The following is a 20,445-nucleotide window of genomic DNA, read 5'->3' as shown; positions in this document are numbered from 1 at the left end:
GGCTGCACACCTACAATCACCACCGCGGACACACCGCGCTGAAGGGCCAGCCACCCGCCAGCCGCGTCCCCAACCTCTCAGGGCAGTACACCTAGCGCGGCGCCATCCGCAGGGCGCCGTCCATGCGGATCGTCTCGCCGTTGAGGTAGTCGTGGTCCACGATCGCGAGGGCGAGCTTCGCGTACTCCTCCGGCTGGGCGAGACGGCGTGGGAAGGGCACACCGGCGGCGAGCGCGGTGCGGAACTCCTCCGACACCGTGGCCAGCATCGGCGTCTCCACGATGCCCGGCGCGATGGTGCACACCCGGATGCCGTACTGGGCGAGGTCGCGGGCGGCGGGCAGGGTCAGGCCGACGACGCCGCCCTTTGAGGACGCGTAGGCAGCCTGGCCGATCTGGCCGTCGTAGGCGGCGATCGACGCGGTGTTGACGATGACGCCCCGCTGCCCGTGGCCGTCGGCCTCGGTCTCGGCGATGGCCTCGGAGGCGAGCGCGAGCACGTTGAAGGTGCCGACCAGGTTGATCTGGATCACCTTGGCGTACAGCGCGAGGTCGTGCACCCCTTTCTTGCCGAGGATCCGCATCGACGGGCCGATGCCGGCGCAGTTGACGACCGTGCGCAGCGGGACGTCCCCGCCCGCCGCGACGGCGACGGCGGCCCGCACCTGCTCGGGGTCGGTGACGTCGGCGGGGACGTAGGTGACGCCGGCGACCTCGGGGGCCCGGTCGATGCCGTCCTTGAGGTCGAGGGCGAAGACCCGCGCGCCGCGTTCGGCGAGGGCCTTCGCGGTGGCCGCGCCGAGGCCGGACGCACCGCCGGTGACGAGGGCGGCGGTGTTCTCGAGCTGCATCATCACTCCTTGCCGAGAACGGTGAGCACACCGCCCTCGTTCCGGTCCAGCGCACGGGAAATGATCATGCGCTGGATCTGGTTGGTTCCTTCGAAGATCTGCATGACCTTCGCCTCGCGCATGTAGCGCTCGACGGGGAAGTCGCGCGTGTATCCGTACCCGCCGAGGACCTGCACGGCGTCCGTGGTCACCTTCATGGCGTTGTCGGTGGCCACGAGCTTGGCGATGGACGCCTCTCGGGTGAAGTTCAGGCCGAGGTCCTTCAGCCGGGCCGCGGACAGCGCGGTGGCGCGTGCGGACTCGATCGCGGCGCCCATGTCGGCGAGGACGAACGCCAGCCCCTGGTGCTCGATGATCGGCTTGCCGAAGGTCTCGCGCTCTCGGGCGTAGCGCACGGCGTGGTCCAGGGCGCCCTGGGCGAGGCCGGTGGCGACGGCGGCGATGCCGAGGCGGCCGCAGTCCAGGGACGCGAGCGCGATCTTCAAGCCCTGCCCCTCCTCCCCGATCCGCCGCTCCACGGGCACCCGGACGTCGTCGAACCGCATGGTCGCGGTCGCCGACCCGGTGAGTCCCATCTTGCGCTCCGGCGGGTCGGCGCTCAGCCCCGGGGTGTCCGCGGGGACGAGGAAGCAGGAGATGCCATGGGTGCGGTCCTCGGAGGTGCGGGCCATGACGGTGTAGAAGTCGGCGTACCCGCCGTGCGTGGTCCACGCCTTGGCGCCGGTGAGGACGTAGGTGTCCCCGTCGCGGACCGCGCGGGTGCGCATGGCCGCCGGGTCGGAGCCGGCGTGCGGTTCGGACAGGCAGTAGGCGCCCAGGAGCTCGCCGCCCAGCATGTCCGGCAGCCACCTGCGCCGCTGCTCCTCGGTGCCGAAGCGGGCGAGCGGGAAGCAGGACAGGGCGTGCACCGAGATGCCCACGGCGACGCTCGACCAGACCGCCGCGACCTCCTCCAGCACCTGGAGGTACACCTCGTACGGCTGCGCCGCCCCGCCGTGCTCCTCGGCGAAGGGCAGCCCGAGCAGCCCGCTGCGGCCGAGGGTGCGGAAGACGTCCCGGGGGAACGCGCCGTCCGCCTCCGCCTCGGCGACGCGGGGGGCGAGCTCCTTCACGGCGAAGGTGCGCGTGAGCTGGACGAGGTCGACGGCTTCCTCGGTCGGCAGGGCGCGAGTGGCAGGCACGGCAACCTCCACGGGGGTGGCACGGAGTGATACTGGAAGGTGTACGAACGTATCATTCACAGTACGGCACCCGGGCGCGATACCGCACCCCCATGCCGAGGGAGGCGGAACGGGGGGCGCGGAGGGGGCGCATGCGGGGCACCCGGGCAGGAGCGCGCGGACGTGCGGAGGGGGCGCGCGGACGCGCAGGAATCAGGACGAGACGGCGTGCACGATGAGCGAGGCGAGCTGCTCGTACGCCTCGGCGTCGGTCAGCCCGGTGCGGGTCTTCAGCTCGCCCTGCTGGATCTGGCGCATGGTCGCGGCGGCGACCTCGCCGACGAAGGCGGTGTGCACCTCCCGGAAGGCACCGTCCGAGACACCCTCCGCGATCAGCCGGCGCACCCGCTCCGCCGCCATGCGCGTGTTGGCCTCGTACACTTCGCGGGCGGGCGGGAACTCGGCCACGTCGTCGAGGAACCGCCGGGAGAGCGGGCGCAGCTGTTCGGCGACGGCTGTCAGGTAGACGCGCACCCGGTCCGAGGGGTCGTCGGTCTGCGCCACGCGCTTCTCGACGGCTTCGGTCGCGCCCCGGAAGTAGTGCTTGACCGCCTCCACCACGAGCCCCTGCTTGCTGCGGGCCAGCTGGTACAGCGTCGTCTTGGAGCAGCGCAGCCGTTCGGCGAGGTCGTCGAGGGTGAGGGCCGAGAACCCCTCCGCCGTCAGCAGCGCGACGAGTCGTTCCAGCAGATCGGCCTGTCGGGCGGTGCGGCGGGTGGACGGCATGATCCCAGCCTATCCGCGCCGTGCGCCGCCCACGCCGCCCCCTGCCACCGGTGCACTGAGGGATTCTTGCACCATGAGCGCCTGACCGGGCCGGGCGGCCCGGGCGGGCACAGCGCAAGGACCCCTCAGTGCACCGTGTCCAGCCGCTCCCGCTGGCCCTGCGTCAGCTCCAGGTCCACGGCGGCGAGGGCCTCCTCCAGTTGCGCCACCGAGGAGGCGCCGACGAGCGGGAGGACCGGCGGTTCCCCGCCGAGCTGCCAGGCCAGCACGACCTGGTTGACGGTGGCACCGGTCTCCGCGGCCACGTCCCGCAGCACGGCGAGCCGGGCGGGCGTGCCCGGGTGGTCGTAGTCCGGCGGCAGCCTCTTGGCCGGGTCGGTGTAGGCGCCCTTGAGCAGCGGCGAGTAGGCGACCAGGGTCAGGCCGGGCTCCGCCCGCAGGTAGCCGAGGAGCTCGGGGCCGGCGTGCCCGAGGCTGCCGTCCGGGAACAGTGCGTCGGGTATGTCGTTGCGCGGGCGCAGATGGCTGTGCTGGTACTGGAGCACCTCGTAGCCGGCCAGGCCGGCCGCCGCGGCGAGGGCCCGGGCCCGCTCCACCCGCCAGACGGCCTGGTTGCTCACCCCGAGCAGTCCGACCGCGCCCTCGCCGACGAGCGCGGCGAACGCCTCGACGGTCTCGCGCTGCGGGACGGTGTGGTCGTCGATGTGGGCGTAGAGCAGGTCGAGCCGCTGCATGCCGAGCCGTTCCCCGCTGCGTTCGGCCGCCTCCCGGATCACCGCGGCCGACAGCCCCTCGGCGTTGTCCGTGTAACCGGTGCCGGGCGCCAGCGGCCGGGCGCCGAGCTTCGTGGCGATGACGATCTCGTCGCCGACGCCCCGGCTGCGCCGCCACCGGCCGAGCAGTTCCTCGCTCTGGCCGCCCTGCCCGCCGTCCACCCAGAACGCGTAGTTGTCGGACGTGTCGACGAAGTTCCCGCCCGCCTCCACGTAGCGGTCGAGGATCGCGAAGGACGTCTCCTCGTCCGTCGCCGACCCGAACAGCATCGCGCCGAGCGCGATCACGCTGACCTCCCGGCGGGTCCCCGGGTCGGTGCCCAGGGTGCGGTACTTCATGGCCGTCATGGTGTGTCCTCCCGTTCGGCCGGAACCTTCCGGCGGAGGAGGAGTCTGGCCGTTGAAGCGCACTTCAACGCAAGGGCGGCGCGGAGCTCCGGGACCGCGGAAATGACAGGCCGCCTCTCCGGCCGCCATCGGCGACGGAAGAAGTCCTCGCGCAGCCGCGGCATCCCGATCCGCACGCGCCGCACAAAGCCGCCCCGGTGCCGCCCGGTCCTGCTCGAGCGCCCCCGGCCATGACGTCAAATCAGGGTCCGACACGACGCACGTACACGGGCTTCTCCCCCGGGCGCCGGTCGCACGGCGACGCGCGTGACGGCCGACGTGCCCCGTCACGCGCCGGGAACAGCTGCTTCTCCCGCGTCCAGGACCAGCACCGCGACGTGCAGGGACGTGCGCCGCAGACCTGATTCCAGGTCGCAGCCGAGGAGCCGCTCGATGGTGTGCAGGCGCTGGTAGTACGCCTGCCGGGACATGCCGGCCTGTTTCGCCGCGACCGACTTGTTCCCGGCCGCCGCCAGATAGGCGCGCAGTGCCGGGAGCAGATCGCCGCCGTTGCGGCCGTCGTGCTCGATGAGGCGGGTCAGTTGCCGTTCCGCGTACCGCTGAAGACGGGTGTCCTCCCGAAGGACGCCCAGCAACTCCGGCAGCCGGACGTCGGCGGGGACGTAGAACCACCGCTCCGGTGAGGCCGGTGTGATGGCCTCGGCCGTCTGCTCCGCCTCCTGCCACGACAGGGCGATCCCGCCGAGGTCGGTCACCCCGGGGCCGACGGCGACGACTGCCCGCGGTCCGAGCTCCTCCCGGGTCAGGCGGCCGATCCGCTCGGCGACCGGCTGCCAGGCGCTCGCCTGTGCCAGAGCCACGAGTACGCCGATGCGGCCGGGGGCCGTCTCGCCGACCAGGGCGCGGATACCGGTGTGCGCCAGCGCCTTCGCGATCCGTTCGTCGAGGTGCTCGCCCTCGGTGCCGGTGTACGGGTGGCGGATGACCACGGCGAAGAGGCGGTGCCCGAGGGTGGGCAGTCCTAGTGCCTCGGCGCGGGCGCGGGCGTCCGCGGGGGAGCGGAAACGCCGTTCGTACAGGTCTCGCAGTACGGAGCGGTGGGCCCGGCGCTCCCACCGGGCCTGCCCCGCCAGGCGCGCCATGGTCAGCGCGACCGCCGCACGCTCCAGCACCAGGACGTGTTCCGGGTCGGGCTCGGCGCTCAGCCGGTCCTCCAGCAGGACCAACCGCCCCCATGGGCCGTCGTGGTCCTGCACCCGCGCGATCAGCCACCCCTCCGGGCCGCTCGGCGTGATCCTCTCCGGCGTCGGGGCGGCCCGTGAACGCCGCGACCAGGCCGACACCACCGGCTCGTACGGTCGGCCGAGCAGCTCGCAGATCAGGACCCGGTGGGTGAGATCCTCCAGCACCACGGGGGCTCCGGTGAGCTCCGCGGTGGTGTGCACCAGTTCCTCGGGATCCGCGCCCCGCAACGTCAGGGCGGTGAAGATGTCCTGAATGTCCCTCCCGCGGCGCAGCAGGGCCCCCTGGGCGTCGAGGATGAGCGCGTGCACCGTCTGCGTGACGTCGATGAACCGGACGCCACGGGCCAGCTCGACCAGCGGCACGTCACGGGCGCGGCACGCCGCCACCAGCTCATGGGGCACCTTCTGGTACCGGTAACCGAGCTCCACGATCAGGCCGGCCGCGCCGACGTCCGCGAGTTGGTCGACGTAGCCGCGCAGCTCGGAGGCGTCCTCGGGATGCGGCATGCCGGTGGTCAGCACCAGCTCGCCGCCCTCCAGGAAATCGGCGGGATTGAGCAGCTCGGTGACATGCACCCAGCGCACCGGGCTGTCCAGCTGTGACTCGCCGGCCAGCACACGAGGCATCCCTTCGGCGAGCACGGGTAGTCGCAGTACCTCCCTTACCGTGGGGAAGTGCCCGGGTGCGTCAGGTTTGGGCGGCATAGGAGGTGCTTTCATCCGAGGGAATCGGGCTCACCTTCGCATCGGCCACCCATCGTGACAAGAGCGGGTTCGGCATTTGTACACCCCGGCCGTCCGCAGTGACAGACCGTCTCAAGAAGGCGCCAAGGCGGAACACTGTGTGGGTTGCCCCGCAGGTTCCCCCGGGCGGAAAGTGAACGCCATCCCCAGCGGGACGCGAACCGGAAAGGTCCGCACGATGTCCGCACAGTGCTGGGGCCCGACTGCCACCCACCACTCCATCGAGAGGAGCGACCTCATGAGCGTCCCGAAGCGCGTCGCCGTGATCGGTGCCGGCAGCATGGGCAGCCAGGCCATGTGGCGACTGGCCGCCCGCGGGGCCGAGGTCATCGGCTACGACCGGTACGCGCCGGGCCATGACCGCGGCGCGGCCGGGGGCGAGAGCCGCATCTACCGGGCCGCCCACCTCGGTGAGCCAGGGTACGTTCCGCTGCTGCGGCTGGCGGACCGGATGTGGGAGCAGCTCCAGGCGGAGACGGGCCGGTCGCTGCTACGCCGCAGCGGCAGCCTCGTGATGGGGGAGGCCGCCTCACCGTCCATGCGCCTCCTCCTGTCCACCAGTGGCGCCCAGGGGCTGGATCACGAGGTACTGGACCGGGAGGAACTCGCCCGTCGCTACCCGCAGCACCGGCTCCCGGACGGGCACACCGCGGTCCTCGACCGGTTGGGCGCCGTCATCAGGCCGGAGGCGTCGATCCAGGCGGCCGCCTCCCGTGCCGAGCAGCTGGGCGCCCGGCTGCACCGCTACACCACGGTGCGCGAGGTCGTCCCCGCGGCGGGCGGCGGGGTGCGGATCGTCACCGACCAGGGCACGGACCACGTGGACACCGCCGTGGTGACCGTAGGCCCGTGGATCAACACCCTGCTCCCGGACCTCCCCCGGACCGTGGACATACGCCGGGTGGTCTGCTCCTGGCACCTGCCCACCCGGCACGACTGGTTCGCGGGCGGGGCCCCTTCCTTCGTGCGCGCCACACCCCACGACTGCTTCGGGATCCCGTCGCCCGACGGCATCTCCGTCAAGCTCGGCCTCTCCTTCAAGTACCATGCGCCGGTGCCCGAGCCCGGACGGCTCGAGCGTACGGTCCGCCCCGAGGAGCTCGGCGTCTTCCGCGAGCTCATCGGTGAACTCATGCCCGACCTGAACCCCGACCCCATCAGGATGTCGGCCTACATGGAGGGCTACACCCAGTCCGGAAATCCGCTCGTCGGTCATCTCCCCGGAGAGGACGACATCATCGTCATGGCCGGGTTCTCCGGCAGCGGCTTCAAGTTCTCGCCCGCGATGGGAGAGATCGCCGCCGACCTGGCGCTCGACGGCGCCACGGAGCACCCCGTCGATTTCCTCGCTCCGGCAGGAGTCGGCGCCGCCTGATCCCCGGCGATCGCCGACGGCACCTCCACCCAACCCATTCACCCCCCCACCCCCGACGTCTCTGTCAGGAGCACGTCAAACACGGCTTCGCGCTGGCCCTGTCCCGTTCCCCGCCGCAAGAAAGTGGAGCACTTCCATGCCCATTCCCTCGTTCCAGTTCCGTCCGAAGTACGTCTCGTTCGACTGCTACGGCACGCTGATCGAGTGGCCGATGACCCCCATCACGCGGGAGCTCGTCGGCGACCAGATCCCGGCCGAGCACTGGGACCAGTTCGTCAAGGAGTTCCGCGGCTACCGCTACGACTCGGTCCTGGACAAGTACTACCCCTACGAGCAGACGCTGCAGGCCGCCTTCGAGGGGGTCTGCCGCAAGTGGGGCATCAAGGCCGCCCCGGACGCCGGCAAGCGGTTCGCCGACGGCGTGCGCAGCTGGGGCCCGCACGCGGACGTGCCGGCACCGCTGAAGAAGATGGGCGAGAACTACAAGCTGGTGATCCTCTCCAACGCCGAGGACGCCTTCCTCGAGGAGACCGTGCCCCGGCTCGGCGCGGACTTCCACGCGGTCTTCACCGCGGAGCAGGCCGGCTACTACAAGCCCCGCTACGCCGCGTTCGAGTACATGCTCGACCAGCTCGACGCGTCCCCCGAGGACTTCGTGCACGTCTCCTCGCACACCCGCTACGACCTGATGCCGATGCACGACATGGGCTTCCGCAACCTCGTCCTCCTGGACCGCGGCTGCGACCCGGTCACCCACGGCTACGACTACGTGACCGTCAAGTCCCTGGACGAGCTCAACACCATGCTCGGCATCTGACGCGCGACGCCCCGCTCACTCAGCACCTTCATCCCGACAGGCGCCCGGTCTCGCGTGGCCGCCCATGAGCCCTGCGCGTTTCCGGGTGCCGACTGACGACGTCCCACCCCCCGTCCGATCCCCACGTCGTCCCCGCATCGCGGATTCCCCGTATCCCCGGCATCCCCGTATCCCCAGCGTTCTCCAGGAGGCACCGCCATGGAAAGCAACCGGACAGGCCGCAGAACCGTATTCCGCACCGCAGGCGCTCTGGCCGCCGCCATGCAGGTCAACAGGCACGTGAGCGTCCCGATCGTCACTACGGCCCTGGCCCTCGCGCTCGCCGCGTGCGGGGCGGGCGGTACCGGGCAGAACGTGGGGGCGAACAGCGCGGCGCAGGGCGGGGGTTCCGGTGCGTCGGCCGAGCACACCGACGACATCTCGGTGGGTGTGAAGCCGGATGCGAAGGCGGTGAAGCTGCTGCCCGCGGCGGTGAAGGCCAAGGGCACGTTCTCGGTGGCCATGGACCTGGCCTACCCGCCCACCTCGTTCATGGCGTCGGACAACAAGACCCCGATCGGGTTCAACCCGGACATGGCCCGGCTGATCGCCGCCAAGCTCGGCCTGAAGCTGCAGATCAACAACGTCAAGTTCGACACCATCATCACCGGCCTGCAGGCCAACCGGTACGACTTCACCGCCTCCACCATGGGCGCCACGAAGGACCGGCTGGCGGTGCTCGACATGGTCGACTACGTCAAGTCCGGGACCGGAGTGTCCGTCCCTTACGGGAACCCGCAGAAGCTGACCACCCACACCCTGTGCGGGCACAGCGTGGCTGTCGCCTCCGGCACCACCGCGGAGCTGCAGTGGCTGCCCCAGCTGTCCAAGCAGGACTGTACGAGCAAGGGCAAGCCGGCCATCAAGGCGGTGACCCTGCCCAGCGTGAACGACGCCCTCACCCAGCTGGTGTCCAAGCGGATCGACGCGGTGATGAACGACTTCATCGCGCTCGAGTGGGCGGCCACGCAGCAGCCCAAGACGTTCGAGGTCCTCAAGCCCCTGGTGGCCACCAAGACCGTGACCGTCGCACTGAAGAAGGACTCGCCGCTGACCCCGGCGGTGCAGGCCGCCATCCAGTCGATCATCGACGACCCCAAGTACGCCGAGGCGCTGGGCCGCTGGGGTTTCAAGGACCTCGGGATCACGACCGCGGCCATGGCCGTCCCGCAGGACTGACATGTCCACGGATCTGATCGGTACGAAGACCAGGAGCGGACCGGTGTCACAACTGCTGGCCGAAGAAAAGAAGCGGATCACGCCGAAACGTCCGCGCGACTATGTCGCCTGGGCCGTCGCGACAGCGATCGTCGCCGGTCTGGTGTGGACCGCGGTGACGAACGAGAACTATCGCTGGCCGGTGGTGTTCAGCTACTTCACCACCGAGACCATCCTCAACGGCCTGCTGATCACGCTGCTTCTCACCGCGGCCAGCATGGCCCTGGGCACACTGCTCGGGCTGATTCTGGCCGTGATGCGGATGTCGCACCTGCGGCCCGTCTCCGGGCTGGCCCAGCTCTACATCGCCTTCTTCCGCGGCACCCCGGTGCTCGTGCAGCTGATCTTCTGGTTCAACATCGCGGCGCTGTACCCGAACATCTCCATCGGCATCCCCTTCACCGACATCTCCACGCCGGTGAACGTGAACGCGATCATGACACCGATGACCGCGGCCGTCGTGGGGCTGACGCTGAACCAGGCCGCCTACATGTCCGAGATCATCCGCGGCGGGTTCGCCTCCGTCAGCCGCGGACAGCACGAGGCCGCCGAGTCCCTGGGCATGTCGGGCTTCACCAAGCTCCGCCACGTGATCATCCCGCAGACCATGCCGGCGGTCATCCCGGCCACCGGCAACCAGGTGATCGGCATGCTCAAGGAAACCTCCCTGGTGAGCGTCCTCGGCGTCGCCGACCTGCTGCAGAGCGCACAGTCGATCTACGCCCGCAACTACCAGACCATTCCGCTGCTGATCGTGGCCAGCCTCTGGTACCTGATCATGACACTGGTGCTGAGCGTGCCGCAGTCCATGATCGAGCGCCGCTTCTCCCGCTCGACCAGGACGCGGCTGACCCCGGCCGCCACCCCGGCCGGGCCCGGGGCCGGCCAGCCCGTCCCCACCACGAGGGAGTCCCTGCTGTGAACGCCGACGGAACGATCGTCGCACGCAAACTGTGCAAGAGCTTCGGACGCCACCAGGTCCTGCGCGACATCGACCTGACCGTCGCGGCCGGAGAGATCTCCTGCATCATCGGCCCCAGCGGCTCCGGCAAATCAACCCTGCTGCGCTGCATCAACGGCCTGGAGACCGTCGACCGCGGAGTCCTGAAGGTCAACGGAGAGGACTTCGGCTACGTCGAGAAGGACCACGCCTACCACGCCGTCCGCCCCCAACGGCTGGCCGAACAGCGCGCCCGCATCGGCATGGTCTTCCAGCAGTTCAACCTGTTCCCCAACATGACCGCCGAGAGCAACGTCATGTCCGGACCGGTACTGGTACAGAAGAAGAACCGCGAGGCCTGCCGGGAACAAGCGCGAGAACTGCTGGCCAGGGTCGGCCTCGAAGGGTGCGGCCACAAGTACCCCGCCCAGCTCTCCGGCGGCCAGCAGCAACGCGTCGCCATCGCCCGGGCGCTGGCGATGGAACCCACCATCATGCTCTTCGACGAACCCACCAGCGCACTGGACCCCGAACGCGTGGGCGAAGTACTCGCCGTCATGCGCGACCTCGCCGGCAACGGCATGACCATGCTGCTCGTCACCCACGAAATGGGCTTCGCCCGCGAGGTCGCCGACGAAGTGCTGTTCATGGACGAAGGCATCGCCGTCGAACGCGGCGACGCCCGCGAAGTCCTGGGCAACCCCCGCGAGAAACGAACCCAGGCCTTCCTCGAAAGAGTCCTGTAGAAGCGGCTCCGCCCGCACACGCGGTAGCGGCTCCGGCATCTGGTCCGGAGAAGACGCCGGCCGACTGCGGCTGACGTGACTTCCGCACCTTGCCGGTCCCGGTCTTCAACGCCCTCCACTTCGACGTCGATCCGACCGTCACAGCGCTGACAGCGCCGTCGGCCGGGCCCCTGGTGGCGCCCGGCCGCCCCCCTTCGAAACTCCCCGCTAAGGACCCGACATGAAGACGATTCCCTACTGGATAGAAACCGCTGGGGCGTTTCCCGACCGGTCCGGCAAGCCGCTGACCGAGGACGCCGATCTGGTGGTCGTCGGCGCCGGCCTGACGGGTCTGTCCACCGCCCTGCACTCCGCCCGCAAGGGCGCCCGCGTCACGCTCGTCGAGAAGGGACAGATCGGCACCGGTGCCTCCGCCCGCAACGGCGGCATGGCCAACCTGGGCTTCACCATCGGCGTGCGCCAGGCCATCCGCCGGTACGGCCTGGAGCGGGCCCGCGAGATCTACAACTCCTACGGCGAGGCCGTGAACACCGTCGAGCGGCTCGTGAACGAGGAGTCCATCGACTGCCAGTTCCGTCGCGTCGGACGCCTGGGCGTCGCGTCCCGCCCCGCGCACTTCGAAAGCAAGAAGGCCCAACAGCGCGACCTGTCCAAGTACTTCGGACACGAGACCACACTGATCGGCAAGTCCGAGCTGCGTTCCGAGATCGGCTCCGACGTCTACCACGGCGGCCTGCTCGACCCGTTCAGCGCCGCACTGCACGTCGGCCGGTTCGTGCGCGGTATGGCCGAGGCCTGTGAGCGCACCGGTGTCGAGATCCACGAGCGCAACGCGGCCATCGGCGTGCGGCGTACCGCCGCCGGCCGCTTCGAGGTCAGCACCGAGCGCGGTGTGATCCGCGCCGGGCAGGTCATGATGGCCACCGACGCCTACACCGACAAGAACTTCCCGTGGCTGCGCCGCCAGCAGGTGTGTGTGGGCAGCTTCATCATCGTGACCGAGCCGCTCGGTGAGGAGCTCGCCCGGGACATCATCCCCAAGGCCCGCCTCATCGTCGACTCCAACAAGGTCTGCCACTACTTCCGGCTCACCCCGGACAACCGGCTGCTGTTCGGCGGCCGCGCCCGCTTCGCGCCGTCCGACCCCACCTCGGACAAGAAGAGCGGAGCGGTCCTGTTCCGTGAGATGTGCGAGATCTTCCCCCAGCTCTCCCGGACGAAGATCGAGTACGTGTGGGGCGGCTCCGTCGGCTTCGCCATGGACCGCATCGTGCACGCCGGGCAGACCGAGGACGGCGTCTACTACTCCATGGGATACGCGGGCCACGGCGTGCAGATGGCCACGCACATGGGACAGGTCATGGCCGAGGTGATGGACGGCCACCCCGAGGTCAGCCCCGTCCGTGACATCGCCCCGCCCCGCATCCCCCTCTACAACGGCACCGCCTGGTTCCTGCCCTTCGCCGGCGCCTACTACAAGACGCTCGACCGCATCCGCTGACCCGGTCGACAGCCCCTCTACGCACAAGGAGACACCCACGATGACTGTCGTCCGTGATGTTCCCAAGCAGCTGTTCATCGGCGGTGCCTGGCAGGACGCGGAGTCCGGCCGGACCCTGTCCGTGGACAACCCGGCCACCGGCGAGGAACTGTGCCAGGTCGCCGACGCCTCCCCGGCCGACGGCCGGCGCGCCGTCGAGGCGGCGGTCGCCGCGCAGGCCGCCTGGGCCGCCACCCCGCCCCGGGTGCGCAGCGAGATCCTGCGCCGCGCCTACGACATCATCATCGAGCGCACCGAGGACCTCGCGCTGCTGATGACCCTGGAGATGGGCAAGCCCCTGGCCGAGGCGCGTGCCGAGGTCGCCTACGCCGCCGAGTTCTTCCGCTGGTTCTCCGAGGAAGCCGTCCGCATCGACGGCGGCATGATGACCGCCCCCGACGGCAAGAACCGCCTGCTCGTCACCCGCCAGCCCGTCGGCCCCTGCCTGCTCATCACCCCCTGGAACTTCCCCCTGGCGATGGGCACCCGCAAGATCGGCCCCGCCATCGCCGCCGGCTGCACCATCGTCCTCAAACCCGCCCCCCAGACGCCCCTGTCCAGCCTCGCCCTGGCGGAGATCCTCACCGAAGCGGGTCTGCCGGCCGGTGTGCTCAACATCGTCACCACCACGGACGCCGCCGGCGTCGTCGAACCCCTGCTGCGCGGCGGGCAGATCCGCAAGCTCTCCTTCACCGGCTCCACCCAGGTCGGCCGCATCCTGCTCGCCCAGTGCGCCGACACCGTCGTGCGCACCTCCCTCGAACTGGGCGGCAACGCCCCCCTCATCGTCTTCGACGACGCCGACCTCGACACAGCCGTCGAAGGCACCATGGTCGCCAAGATGCGCAACATGGGCGAATCCTGCTGCGCCGCCAACCGCATCTTCGTCCACACCTCCGTCGCCGAGGAGTTCGCCTCCCGCCTCGCCGCCCGCATGGCCGCCCTCACCGTCGGCCCCGGCACCGAGCCCGGCACCGACGTCGGCCCCCTCATCGACATCGCCGGCCGCAGCAAGGCCCACGACCTGGTCCGCGACGCCGTCAAGCGCGGCGCCACCGTCCTGACCGGCGGTGAACTCCCCGAAGGGCCTGGCTGCTTCTACCCGCCCACCGTCCTCACCGGTATCGCCCCCGACTCCGCGATCATCGACAACGAGATCTTCGGCCCCGTCGCCGCGATCCGCACCTTCGAGGCCGAGGACGAGGCCGTCGCCGCCGCCAACGACACCGAATTCGGTCTGGCCGCCTACCTGTTCACCCAGAACCTCGACCGCGCCCTGCGTGTCGCCGAACGCCTCGAAAGCGGCATGATCGGCATCAACACCGGCCTCGTCTCCAACCCCGCCGCGCCCTTCGGCGGCGTCAAGCAGTCCGGCCTGGGCCGGGAAGGCGGACGCGTCGGCATCGACGAGTTCCTGGAGTACAAGTACATGGCCGTCCCCGTCGGAGCCTGACATGCCCGACCGACTCGTCGTCCTCTACCGCGGCAACCGGCCCCCCGCCACCGCACACATCGAACGCCTCGCGGACACCGTCTACGCCACCGAGGAGGAACTGCCCTACCTCCTCCCCGGCGCCGACGTCCTCCTGGCCTGGGTGACCATCACCCCGGCCATCCGCGAGGCCTGGCCCGACGATCCGGAGAAGGCACCCCGCTGGGTCCACGCGTCCTCGGCGGGAGTGGACTCCTTCCTCTTCCCCGCCCTGGTGGACGATCCGGGCGTGGTCCTGACCAACGCCCGCGGGGTCTACGAACAGCCGACCGCCGAATACGTCCTCGGCCTGATCCTCGCCCTCGCCAAGGACTTCCCCGGCACCTGGGAGCACCAGCGGCGCCGCGAGTGGCGTCCGCGCCCCAGTGACGGCATCACCGGACGCACCGTGCTGGTCTGGGGGACGGGGCCGATCGGCCGGACCATCGCCCGGCTGCTGCGCGCTGTGGGGATGCGTGTGTGCGGCGCGGGCCGCAGGGCCAGCACGGACGACCCCGACTTCGGCACGGTCCACGGTGCGAGGACCGTGCGCTCCGCGCTGACGGAGGCGGACTACGTCGTCCTGGCCGCACCCCTCACCCAGGACACCCGGGGCATGGTCGACGCCTCCGTGCTCGCCGCCATGAAGCCCGGGGCGCGGCTGATCAACGTAGGCCGTGGCGGACTCGTCGACGAGGAGGCGCTGGTCGACCACCTCGCCGCCGGACGGCTCGCCGGCGCAGCCCTGGACGTGTTCGCCCAGGAACCGCTGCCTGCCGAGTCTCCCCTGTGGAACATGCCCGGCGTGATGATCTCCCCGCACACGGCGGGCGAGACCACCGGCGAGCGGGAGGCCCTCGTCGAGGTGTTCCTCGACAACCTCACCCGGCACATCGAGGGCCGGCCGCTGCGCAACGTGGTGGACAAGCGGCGCGGATACGTGGTCGGCGACACGCTCCCCGCCTGACGGCGAGTAGCACGCGCCCCGGCCGGTGACTCCTACCGGCCGGGGCGCGTGCTACTCGCCTTTCTCTCTCTGCCCTGCGGCACCTTGGCTGGATCCGGACATCTCAGTGAACCGTCTGACCTGCTGCTGCTCTGCAGGGTGCTCATCCGGGACTCTCCGTGCGCCCGCCTGCTTGCTGCGCGGCGACGCCGAGCAGTAAGGATGGGGCCGGGCGGCTACCGCCCGGCCCCATCGCCCCATACCGCATGCGGAGCCGGGTTTAGGAAACGGTCAGGTAGATCTTGCGCACGGTTTCGATGGTCTTCCAGACTCCGACGTAGCCCGGCTTCATGACAAAGCTGTCCCCTGCCTTGTAGACCACCGGCTCGCCACCTTCCGGCGTGAGTTCGATGACGCCGGACAGGATGTGGCAGAACTCGAAGAGCTCGCCCTTGATCGAGTGCGTCTCGCCGGGCGTGGCTTCCCAGACGCCCGTTTTGATCGTTTCCCCGCGGGCGGAGTCCTGGGCCCAGGTCTTGTAAGTCGGGTTGCCGGAAATCAGGCGTTCCGGCAGCGGGCCGGACTCCTGGGGTGCGAAGGAGGGGTTGGGATCGATGGTCTTCAGGAGCGACATGCTTTTCCTCCAGTGGATGTGACAACGACGAAAATCGGGAGCGGACATACCAGGCGTCACCGGGCCGAGTTCGGCCAGACCCATCGCGCATCTCGGAGTAGGGCCCGACGGCTTCCGCCACGGTCTCGTGCGGTGGACCGATGTGTCCGGGTGGGCGGTCACCAGGCCGGTGCAGCTCTCGAAACCGGCGACCATGCGGGTACGAACAGCGACACGAAGGGCCGGACGATCGGCTCGAAGGCGTTGAGGTGGTGCTGTCCGTCCTCCGCCGCCATGGTGGTGGTGACGGCGTGCCGATCACCGAAGGCGCCTGATGGGCGGCCTCGGCAAGCACCGGATCGACCGTGTCGGGCATGATGCTGGAACCGGCCTGCACCGGCGGCGTGGAGCGTGCGACTGCTCCGGCCCGTCGAGTATTTCTGACGTCCCGCACGGAGCCCACGCGTGATCTGTCCGTTGCGGGCACGATGTTCGGACGTTGTGTCAGGCGTGCGGCCGGGGACGGCACCGAGGGCCCCTATGGGGTGCGGCGGCGACCTGTCCTGCCAGGAAGCCGATGCCACCCGTGTCGACGTCCTCATGTGCTACGCCCTCGGTGGCTCCCGTAGTCGTGGAGCCAGCGGAGACCTTCGCTCGTGCCGGCGCGGGGGCGGTACTCGCAGCCGATCCACCCGTCGAAGCCCAGCTCGTCGACCACGTCGAGCAGGTGGTGGACGTTGAGCTCACCCCGGTCGGGCTCACCCCGGTCGGGCACGCCCGCGATCTGCAGATGACCGACCCGGCCGGTGGGCAGGTAGCGGCGCAGGGTCGCGGTGAGGTCGCCCTCGACGATCTGGCAGTGGTAGAGGTCGAACTGCACCTTGAGATGCGAGGCTCCCACCTCCTGAACGACGGCGTGGGCCTCGGCCTGGGTGCTCAGGAAGTACCCGGGCATGTCGCGGCCGTTGATCGGCTCGATCAGGATGTCGACGCCGGCCGCGGCGGCCCGCTCCGCGGCCCGGGCCAGGTTGGTCAGGTAGGTGTCACGGTGCTTGGCCCGCTCGACCGGTGGCGCGTCCGGCCGGACCAGCCCGGCCATCAGATGCACCCGCGGGCAGCCCAGCGCCGCCGCGTACTCCAGCGCCCGGTCGACCCCGGAACGCACCTCCGCCTCGCGTCCGGGCAGTGCCGCCATCCCGCGCTCTCCGGACTCCCACGCTCCGGGAGGTGCGTTGAAGAGCACCTGCTCCAAGCCGTGGTCGTCGAGACGGCGGCGCAGCTCGGCGGCGTCGTACGCATAGGGGAAGAGGTACTCCACGGCCTCGAAGCCGTCGGCCGAGGCCGCGGCGAAGCGGTCGAGGAAATCGTGCTCGGTGTACATCATGGACAGGTTCGCTGCGAACCTCGGCATGCTGGCTCCTGTGTTCCGGCCGGGGACGGCCAAGGGCAGTGGTTGACGACCTGCTTCTTGAGGGCTGTTGCAGGGGACAAGCCGTACTCCCGGTCCGAGCCGGCCGTGCTCACTGCGTGGACGGAAGATGCGGGCGGTGATTGCGGAGCAGGCCGAACCAGGCGGCCATCCGCAAGGAAAGGGGTCTGGCGGAGGTCGCCCGGTCCGCCACGACGCCACGCACGGAAAAGATCGCAGCACCGTGGACCGCGCCGTCAAAGCCGGACCGCACTGGTGCGGTGCCGTTATCCGGCTCCGCAGCCTCCCTGCCGTTCCATGGTCCCGAAGGACCTGGCTGTGGCATGGACGGGTTCAGCCGCCTGCTCGTTCAGCACACGCACCGCGTCCTCCGCTCCGCTGCGGGGGCTGGCGAGCACGGGCTTGCCGACGGCTTCGGCGATCGCGGGAGCCAGCCGTGCCATGGACGCCTGGGCCAGCACGATCACGTCGACCTCGGTGGCCAGCGCCCGTGCCCCGTCCAGCACCATCGCGTCGTGGCGGTCGCGGTCACCGGACATCAGCACCGAGAAGGCGCCCTCGCAGAGCCGCTCCTGGACGGTGATGTCGCGGCCGGCCGCCCGGGCCTTCTCCTCGACGAGGGCACGGGTCGGCGGCAGTGTCGTCGGGACCGTGGCCAGGACGCCGATGACGTCGGCGGTCTCGACCGCTGACGCCGTCATCGCGTCGTCGATCTTGACGATAGGGACGGAGACCAGGCGCCGGGCCACATCGATGGCCGGACCGACCGAGGAGCAGGCGGAGAAGAGGACATCGGCCCCCGCGGCCTCCGCGGCCTGGGCCAAGTGCACCATGCGCTGCGTGCTGGCAGGTGAGATCCCACCGTCGCGCACCACGGCTGCGAGCACGTCGCTGTCGACGAAGTGCAGGACCTTGGCGTCCGGCGCGAGTTCCGAGAGGTACTCGTTGATGACCGAATCGGGGTCGACGAACAGCAGACTGGTGTGCAGCACGGCGATCGAGGGAGTGGTGGACATGGTGTCTCCGACAGGGTGAGGTATCGGCCCGCGTGCCGGTGAGGGCCCGAGAGCACGAGGCGAAGCGGTGCGGACCGCGTGCAACGCGCACCGCCGGGGGCGTACGACGGCCTGGTGCCCGTCGCCGTGGTGCGGTCCAGGTCAGCGGGGCTGAGTTCGGGTCATGCGTTTCCCCCTTCGGCGCGGGGGCTCAGGCGGCCGATGACATCCAGGGCGGCGTCCCGGACCGCGTCGCGGCCGGCCGCCCACAGGGAGACGACGTCGGAGCCGGGCAACGCGGACGGGAGGGTCACGCGGGTGGCCTCCAGATAGGCGCGGCGCAGTTCGGCGTTGACGTTGACCTTGGCGACGCCTCGGGCGAGGGCGCCGTGCAGTTCCTCGACGGGCAGACCGCTGGCGCCGTGCAGGACGAGCGGGACCGGTACGGCCTCGTGGATCGCGGCCAGCCGCTCCAGGTCCAGGCGGACCGGGTGCGCGGTGAAGCCGTGGACGTTGCCGACGGCGACGGCGAGCGCGTCCACGCCCGTCGCGGCCACGAATTCGGCCGCCTGCTGCGGGTCGGTCATCGCCGCGGCCTGCGCGACGGCGTCGGTGGAGACGTCCTCGTCGCCCGGCAGGGCACCGAGCTCGGCCTCCACCCAGGCGCCGTGGTCGCGGGCCCGGCGGACCGCCTCCTCCGTCAAGGCGATGTTCTCGGCGAACGGCAGGTGGGAGCCGTCGACCATGACGGAGGTGTAGCCCGCCTCCAGGCAGGCCGTGATCTCGTCCAGGTCCCGGCTGTGGTCGAGGTGCACGCCGAGCGGGGCCGTGGAGCGTGCGGCGGCGTCCAGCGCCAGCCGCATCAGGGCCTCGCGGCCGGCGTGTTTGAAGGGACTGGAGCCCGCCTGGACGATGACCGGCCGTCCGGCGGCCTCGGCGGCGGCCGTGACGCCCTGGACCGTCTCCAGGTTGTAGGCGACGAACCCGGGCAGGGCGTGACCGGCGGCCGCGGCCTCCTTCAGGGCATCGGTTCCACGCAGCAGCATCAGGCACTCCTGAGCAGGTCGAGGGCGTCGGCGAGGGCGTCGGCGCCCCCGGCGTTCCCGGCGAAGACGATGTAGGGGATGCCGGCGGCAGGGCCGTCCACGGGCTCCCACAGCGAGACGATGCCCGGCAGCAGCGTGCCCCGGGCCCAGGCACGACGGATCCGGAGGCCGTGGGTGGCGGTGTCGCTGGAGGTGATACCGCCCTTGGCGACGACGAAAGCGGGCCGCCGGGAGGCGTTGACCTGGCGCACGGCCTGAACGAGTGCGGCGGAGACCCGGCGGGAGATCGCCAGACTGTCGTCCGCGTCGGCACCCGTCACCAGCACGCGAGAGGTGCGGATCACGGCGTCGGCCGAGTCCAGCGCGCCGGCGGCCGCGGCCGCGACCTCGGCGATGTGGGCGTCACGTCGCTCCTCGTCGAGCAGCAGGGCCACGTCGAGCTCGTACTCGGCGATCCCGCTCCGCTCCCGCAGCCGGTCCAACTGCCGTGTCGTCAGCGCGACATGAGAACCGACGACGATGAGACCGTGCGGTGCGTCGCCGCACAGCGGGCGCAGCTCGGCCGGGGTGAGCGGTGCCCGCCCGGCCTGTCCGGCGCGGGCCCTGACGAAGGACGGCCCGACCCGGTACAGCAGCCGCGTGCCGCTCTCCTCCGCCTGCGCCAGGGCCAGGGCCAGCACCCGCAGATCGTCGTCGCACACCGCGTCGGCCACGGCCGTGCGTCCGCCGTGCAGCGAGGACAGCAGCCGCGCCGTGTGCGCCGGGCCGCCGCCGCGCAGGTCGTCGAGGGTGATGCGCAGGACCTCGTCCGCGGGCACGCGTCCGCCCGTCTTCTCCTCGACCCACTCGGGCAGCGACGAGCTGCGGTAGCCGAAGGTGGCGTCGCGGGCGAACTCGCTCATCCCGACCGGGAGCAGTCCTTCGGCGGTCCGCATCCAGTGGCGGGAGCCGACGGTCAGCCGGCCCGCCTCGATGTAGGCGGGGACCACCACCACACCGTCCGGAGCACCTGCGCCCAGCTCCGTCAGCTCCTCTGCGAGGACGTCGGTCTCCAGCGGGAAGTGGCCGCGCAGCGTGGAGTCGCCGCGGCTGGCCAGGACGTAGCCGGTGCCCTCGGCCGCGGCGGCCGCGTGCAGGGCGCGGACGACCTCGCGGTTGCGGGCGGCGGCGTCCTCGGGGGACAGGCTGCGGGTGTTGGTGAGGACGAAGAAGACGGCGCTGTCCTGGCGCAGCGCCCAGCGCAGGTCATCCACCGTCCAGGACGTCAGGACGGGCACGTCGGCGACCGTCTGGGTGCCGGTCGGATCGTCGTCGAGGACGACGAGACGGGGGCCGCCGGAGATGCGGGCGGCCACTTCCGCGGCG

18 protein-coding genes are annotated in these 20,445 nt (G+C 70.8%); 8 read left to right on the top strand and 10 right to left on the bottom strand.

The window, feature by feature from the left end; all coding sequences use genetic code 11:
- Positions 1-91: 91 nt before the first annotated feature.
- The 5 genes from ACZ4YY_RS33750 to ACZ4YY_RS33730 all read right to left on the bottom strand — a co-directional run bounded on the left by ACZ4YY_RS33750 (position 92) and on the right by ACZ4YY_RS33730 (position 5,866).
- Positions 92-850, bottom strand: a complete 759-nt coding sequence (locus ACZ4YY_RS33750; RefSeq protein WP_468298784.1) for an SDR family NAD(P)-dependent oxidoreductase — start codon at positions 848-850, stop codon at positions 92-94.
- A 2-nt stretch (positions 851-852) separates the two neighbouring features.
- Positions 853-2,031 (bottom strand): acyl-CoA dehydrogenase family protein, encoded by a 1,179-nt coding sequence (locus ACZ4YY_RS33745; protein WP_468298783.1) that lies wholly within the window; start codon positions 2,029-2,031, stop codon positions 853-855.
- A gap of 192 nt (positions 2,032-2,223) precedes the next feature.
- A complete protein-coding gene (locus ACZ4YY_RS33740; protein ID WP_468298782.1) occupies positions 2,224-2,796 on the bottom strand; it encodes a TetR/AcrR family transcriptional regulator in 573 nt (190 codons plus the stop codon).
- Between the two features lie 125 nt (positions 2,797-2,921).
- Positions 2,922-3,908 (bottom strand): aldo/keto reductase, encoded by a 987-nt coding sequence (locus ACZ4YY_RS33735; RefSeq protein WP_468298790.1) that lies wholly within the window; start codon positions 3,906-3,908, stop codon positions 2,922-2,924.
- 335 nt (positions 3,909-4,243) lie between these two features.
- The gene (locus ACZ4YY_RS33730; RefSeq protein ID WP_468298781.1) at positions 4,244-5,866 is read right to left on the bottom strand and encodes a PucR family transcriptional regulator; all 1,623 of its coding nucleotides are present in this window, start codon (positions 5,864-5,866) and stop codon (positions 4,244-4,246) included.
- A gap of 277 nt (positions 5,867-6,143) precedes the next feature.
- On the opposite strand from ACZ4YY_RS33730, the gene solA reads away from it, so the two are divergent.
- From solA to ACZ4YY_RS33690, 8 genes are all read left to right on the top strand, one after another.
- Complete coding sequence (gene solA / locus ACZ4YY_RS33725; RefSeq protein WP_468298780.1) at positions 6,144-7,280, top strand: N-methyl-L-tryptophan oxidase; 1,137 nt, start codon at positions 6,144-6,146, stop codon at positions 7,278-7,280.
- Positions 7,281-7,416: 136 nt separating this feature from the next.
- On the top strand, positions 7,417-8,097 hold the full coding sequence (locus tag ACZ4YY_RS33720) for a haloacid dehalogenase type II (protein ID WP_468298779.1): 681 nt from the start codon (positions 7,417-7,419) through the stop codon (positions 8,095-8,097).
- Between the two features lie 198 nt (positions 8,098-8,295).
- Entirely contained in the window at positions 8,296-9,315 is a 1,020-nt protein-coding gene (locus tag ACZ4YY_RS33715; protein WP_468298778.1) for an ABC transporter substrate-binding protein, read from the top strand.
- 1 nt (position 9,316) lies between these two features.
- Positions 9,317-10,276, top strand: coding sequence for an amino acid ABC transporter permease (locus tag ACZ4YY_RS33710; RefSeq protein ID WP_468298777.1), 960 nt, complete (start codon positions 9,317-9,319; stop codon positions 10,274-10,276).
- Positions 10,273-11,040, top strand: coding sequence for an amino acid ABC transporter ATP-binding protein (locus tag ACZ4YY_RS33705; RefSeq protein ID WP_468298776.1), 768 nt, complete (start codon positions 10,273-10,275; stop codon positions 11,038-11,040). The genes ACZ4YY_RS33710 and ACZ4YY_RS33705 overlap by 4 nt, the downstream gene beginning before the upstream one ends.
- Before the next feature lie 220 nt (positions 11,041-11,260).
- A complete protein-coding gene (locus ACZ4YY_RS33700) occupies positions 11,261-12,541 on the top strand; it encodes an NAD(P)/FAD-dependent oxidoreductase (RefSeq protein WP_468298775.1) in 1,281 nt (426 codons plus the stop codon).
- A 40-nt stretch (positions 12,542-12,581) separates the two neighbouring features.
- Positions 12,582-14,033 carry an NAD-dependent succinate-semialdehyde dehydrogenase gene (locus ACZ4YY_RS33695; RefSeq protein WP_468298774.1) on the top strand — a complete coding sequence of 484 codons (1,452 nt, stop codon included), beginning with the start codon at positions 12,582-12,584 and terminating at the stop codon, positions 14,031-14,033.
- Between the two features lies 1 nt (position 14,034).
- Complete coding sequence (locus ACZ4YY_RS33690) at positions 14,035-15,018, top strand: D-2-hydroxyacid dehydrogenase (RefSeq protein ID WP_468298773.1); 984 nt, start codon at positions 14,035-14,037, stop codon at positions 15,016-15,018.
- Between the two features lie 259 nt (positions 15,019-15,277).
- Here ACZ4YY_RS33690 and ACZ4YY_RS33685 read toward each other — a convergent pair whose 3' ends face one another.
- The 5 genes from ACZ4YY_RS33685 to ACZ4YY_RS33665 form a co-directional block, all read right to left on the bottom strand.
- Positions 15,278-15,631 carry a cupin domain-containing protein gene (locus ACZ4YY_RS33685; RefSeq protein ID WP_468298772.1) on the bottom strand — a complete coding sequence of 118 codons (354 nt, stop codon included), beginning with the start codon at positions 15,629-15,631 and terminating at the stop codon, positions 15,278-15,280.
- A 577-nt stretch (positions 15,632-16,208) separates the two neighbouring features.
- Positions 16,209-17,021, bottom strand: coding sequence for a 2-oxo-tetronate isomerase (otnI, locus tag ACZ4YY_RS33680; protein WP_468298771.1), 813 nt, complete (start codon positions 17,019-17,021; stop codon positions 16,209-16,211).
- Positions 17,022-17,305: 284 nt separating this feature from the next.
- Positions 17,306-18,055, bottom strand: coding sequence for an aspartate/glutamate racemase family protein (locus ACZ4YY_RS33675; protein WP_468298770.1), 750 nt, complete (start codon positions 18,053-18,055; stop codon positions 17,306-17,308).
- Between the two features lie 161 nt (positions 18,056-18,216).
- Positions 18,217-19,080, bottom strand: a complete 864-nt coding sequence (locus ACZ4YY_RS33670; protein WP_468298769.1) for a class II fructose-bisphosphate aldolase — start codon at positions 19,078-19,080, stop codon at positions 18,217-18,219.
- Positions 19,080-20,435, bottom strand: a complete 1,356-nt coding sequence (locus ACZ4YY_RS33665; RefSeq protein ID WP_468298768.1) for a four-carbon acid sugar kinase family protein — start codon at positions 20,433-20,435, stop codon at positions 19,080-19,082. The genes ACZ4YY_RS33670 and ACZ4YY_RS33665 overlap by 1 nt, the downstream gene beginning before the upstream one ends.
- Between the last annotated feature and the right edge of the window lie 10 nt (positions 20,436-20,445).

The organism is Streptomyces sp. NPDC030143, assembly GCF_055573695.1.
The sequence above is the reverse complement of the archived record's forward strand: the minus strand, read 5'-3'. Positions and strand labels throughout refer to the sequence as shown.

Excerpts from the sequence above, each read along its gene's own strand:
- ACZ4YY_RS33750 (WP_468298784.1), bottom strand. The coding sequence starts at position 850 with ATGCAGCTCGAGAACACCGCCGCCCTCGTCACCGGCGGTGCGTCCGGC.
- ACZ4YY_RS33740 (WP_468298782.1), bottom strand. The coding sequence starts at position 2,796 with ATGCCGTCCACCCGCCGCACCGCCCGACAGGCCGATCTGCTGGAACGA.
- ACZ4YY_RS33735 (WP_468298790.1), bottom strand. The coding sequence starts at position 3,908 with ATGAAGTACCGCACCCTGGGCACCGACCCGGGGACCCGCCGGGAGGTC.
- ACZ4YY_RS33730 (WP_468298781.1), bottom strand. The coding sequence starts at position 5,866 with ATGCCGCCCAAACCTGACGCACCCGGGCACTTCCCCACGGTAAGGGAG.
- solA (WP_468298780.1), top strand. The coding sequence starts at position 6,144 with ATGAGCGTCCCGAAGCGCGTCGCCGTGATCGGTGCCGGCAGCATGGGC.
- ACZ4YY_RS33720 (WP_468298779.1), top strand. The coding sequence starts at position 7,417 with ATGCCCATTCCCTCGTTCCAGTTCCGTCCGAAGTACGTCTCGTTCGAC.
- ACZ4YY_RS33715 (WP_468298778.1), top strand. The coding sequence starts at position 8,296 with ATGGAAAGCAACCGGACAGGCCGCAGAACCGTATTCCGCACCGCAGGC.
- ACZ4YY_RS33710 (WP_468298777.1), top strand. The coding sequence starts at position 9,317 with ATGTCCACGGATCTGATCGGTACGAAGACCAGGAGCGGACCGGTGTCA.
- ACZ4YY_RS33700 (WP_468298775.1), top strand. The coding sequence starts at position 11,261 with ATGAAGACGATTCCCTACTGGATAGAAACCGCTGGGGCGTTTCCCGAC.
- ACZ4YY_RS33695 (WP_468298774.1), top strand. The coding sequence starts at position 12,582 with ATGACTGTCGTCCGTGATGTTCCCAAGCAGCTGTTCATCGGCGGTGCC.
- ACZ4YY_RS33690 (WP_468298773.1), top strand. The coding sequence starts at position 14,035 with ATGCCCGACCGACTCGTCGTCCTCTACCGCGGCAACCGGCCCCCCGCC.
- ACZ4YY_RS33685 (WP_468298772.1), bottom strand. The coding sequence starts at position 15,631 with ATGTCGCTCCTGAAGACCATCGATCCCAACCCCTCCTTCGCACCCCAG.
- otnI (WP_468298771.1), bottom strand. The coding sequence starts at position 17,021 with ATGCCGAGGTTCGCAGCGAACCTGTCCATGATGTACACCGAGCACGAT.
- ACZ4YY_RS33675 (WP_468298770.1), bottom strand. The coding sequence starts at position 18,055 with ATGTCCACCACTCCCTCGATCGCCGTGCTGCACACCAGTCTGCTGTTC.
- ACZ4YY_RS33670 (WP_468298769.1), bottom strand. The coding sequence starts at position 19,080 with ATGCTGCTGCGTGGAACCGATGCCCTGAAGGAGGCCGCGGCCGCCGGT.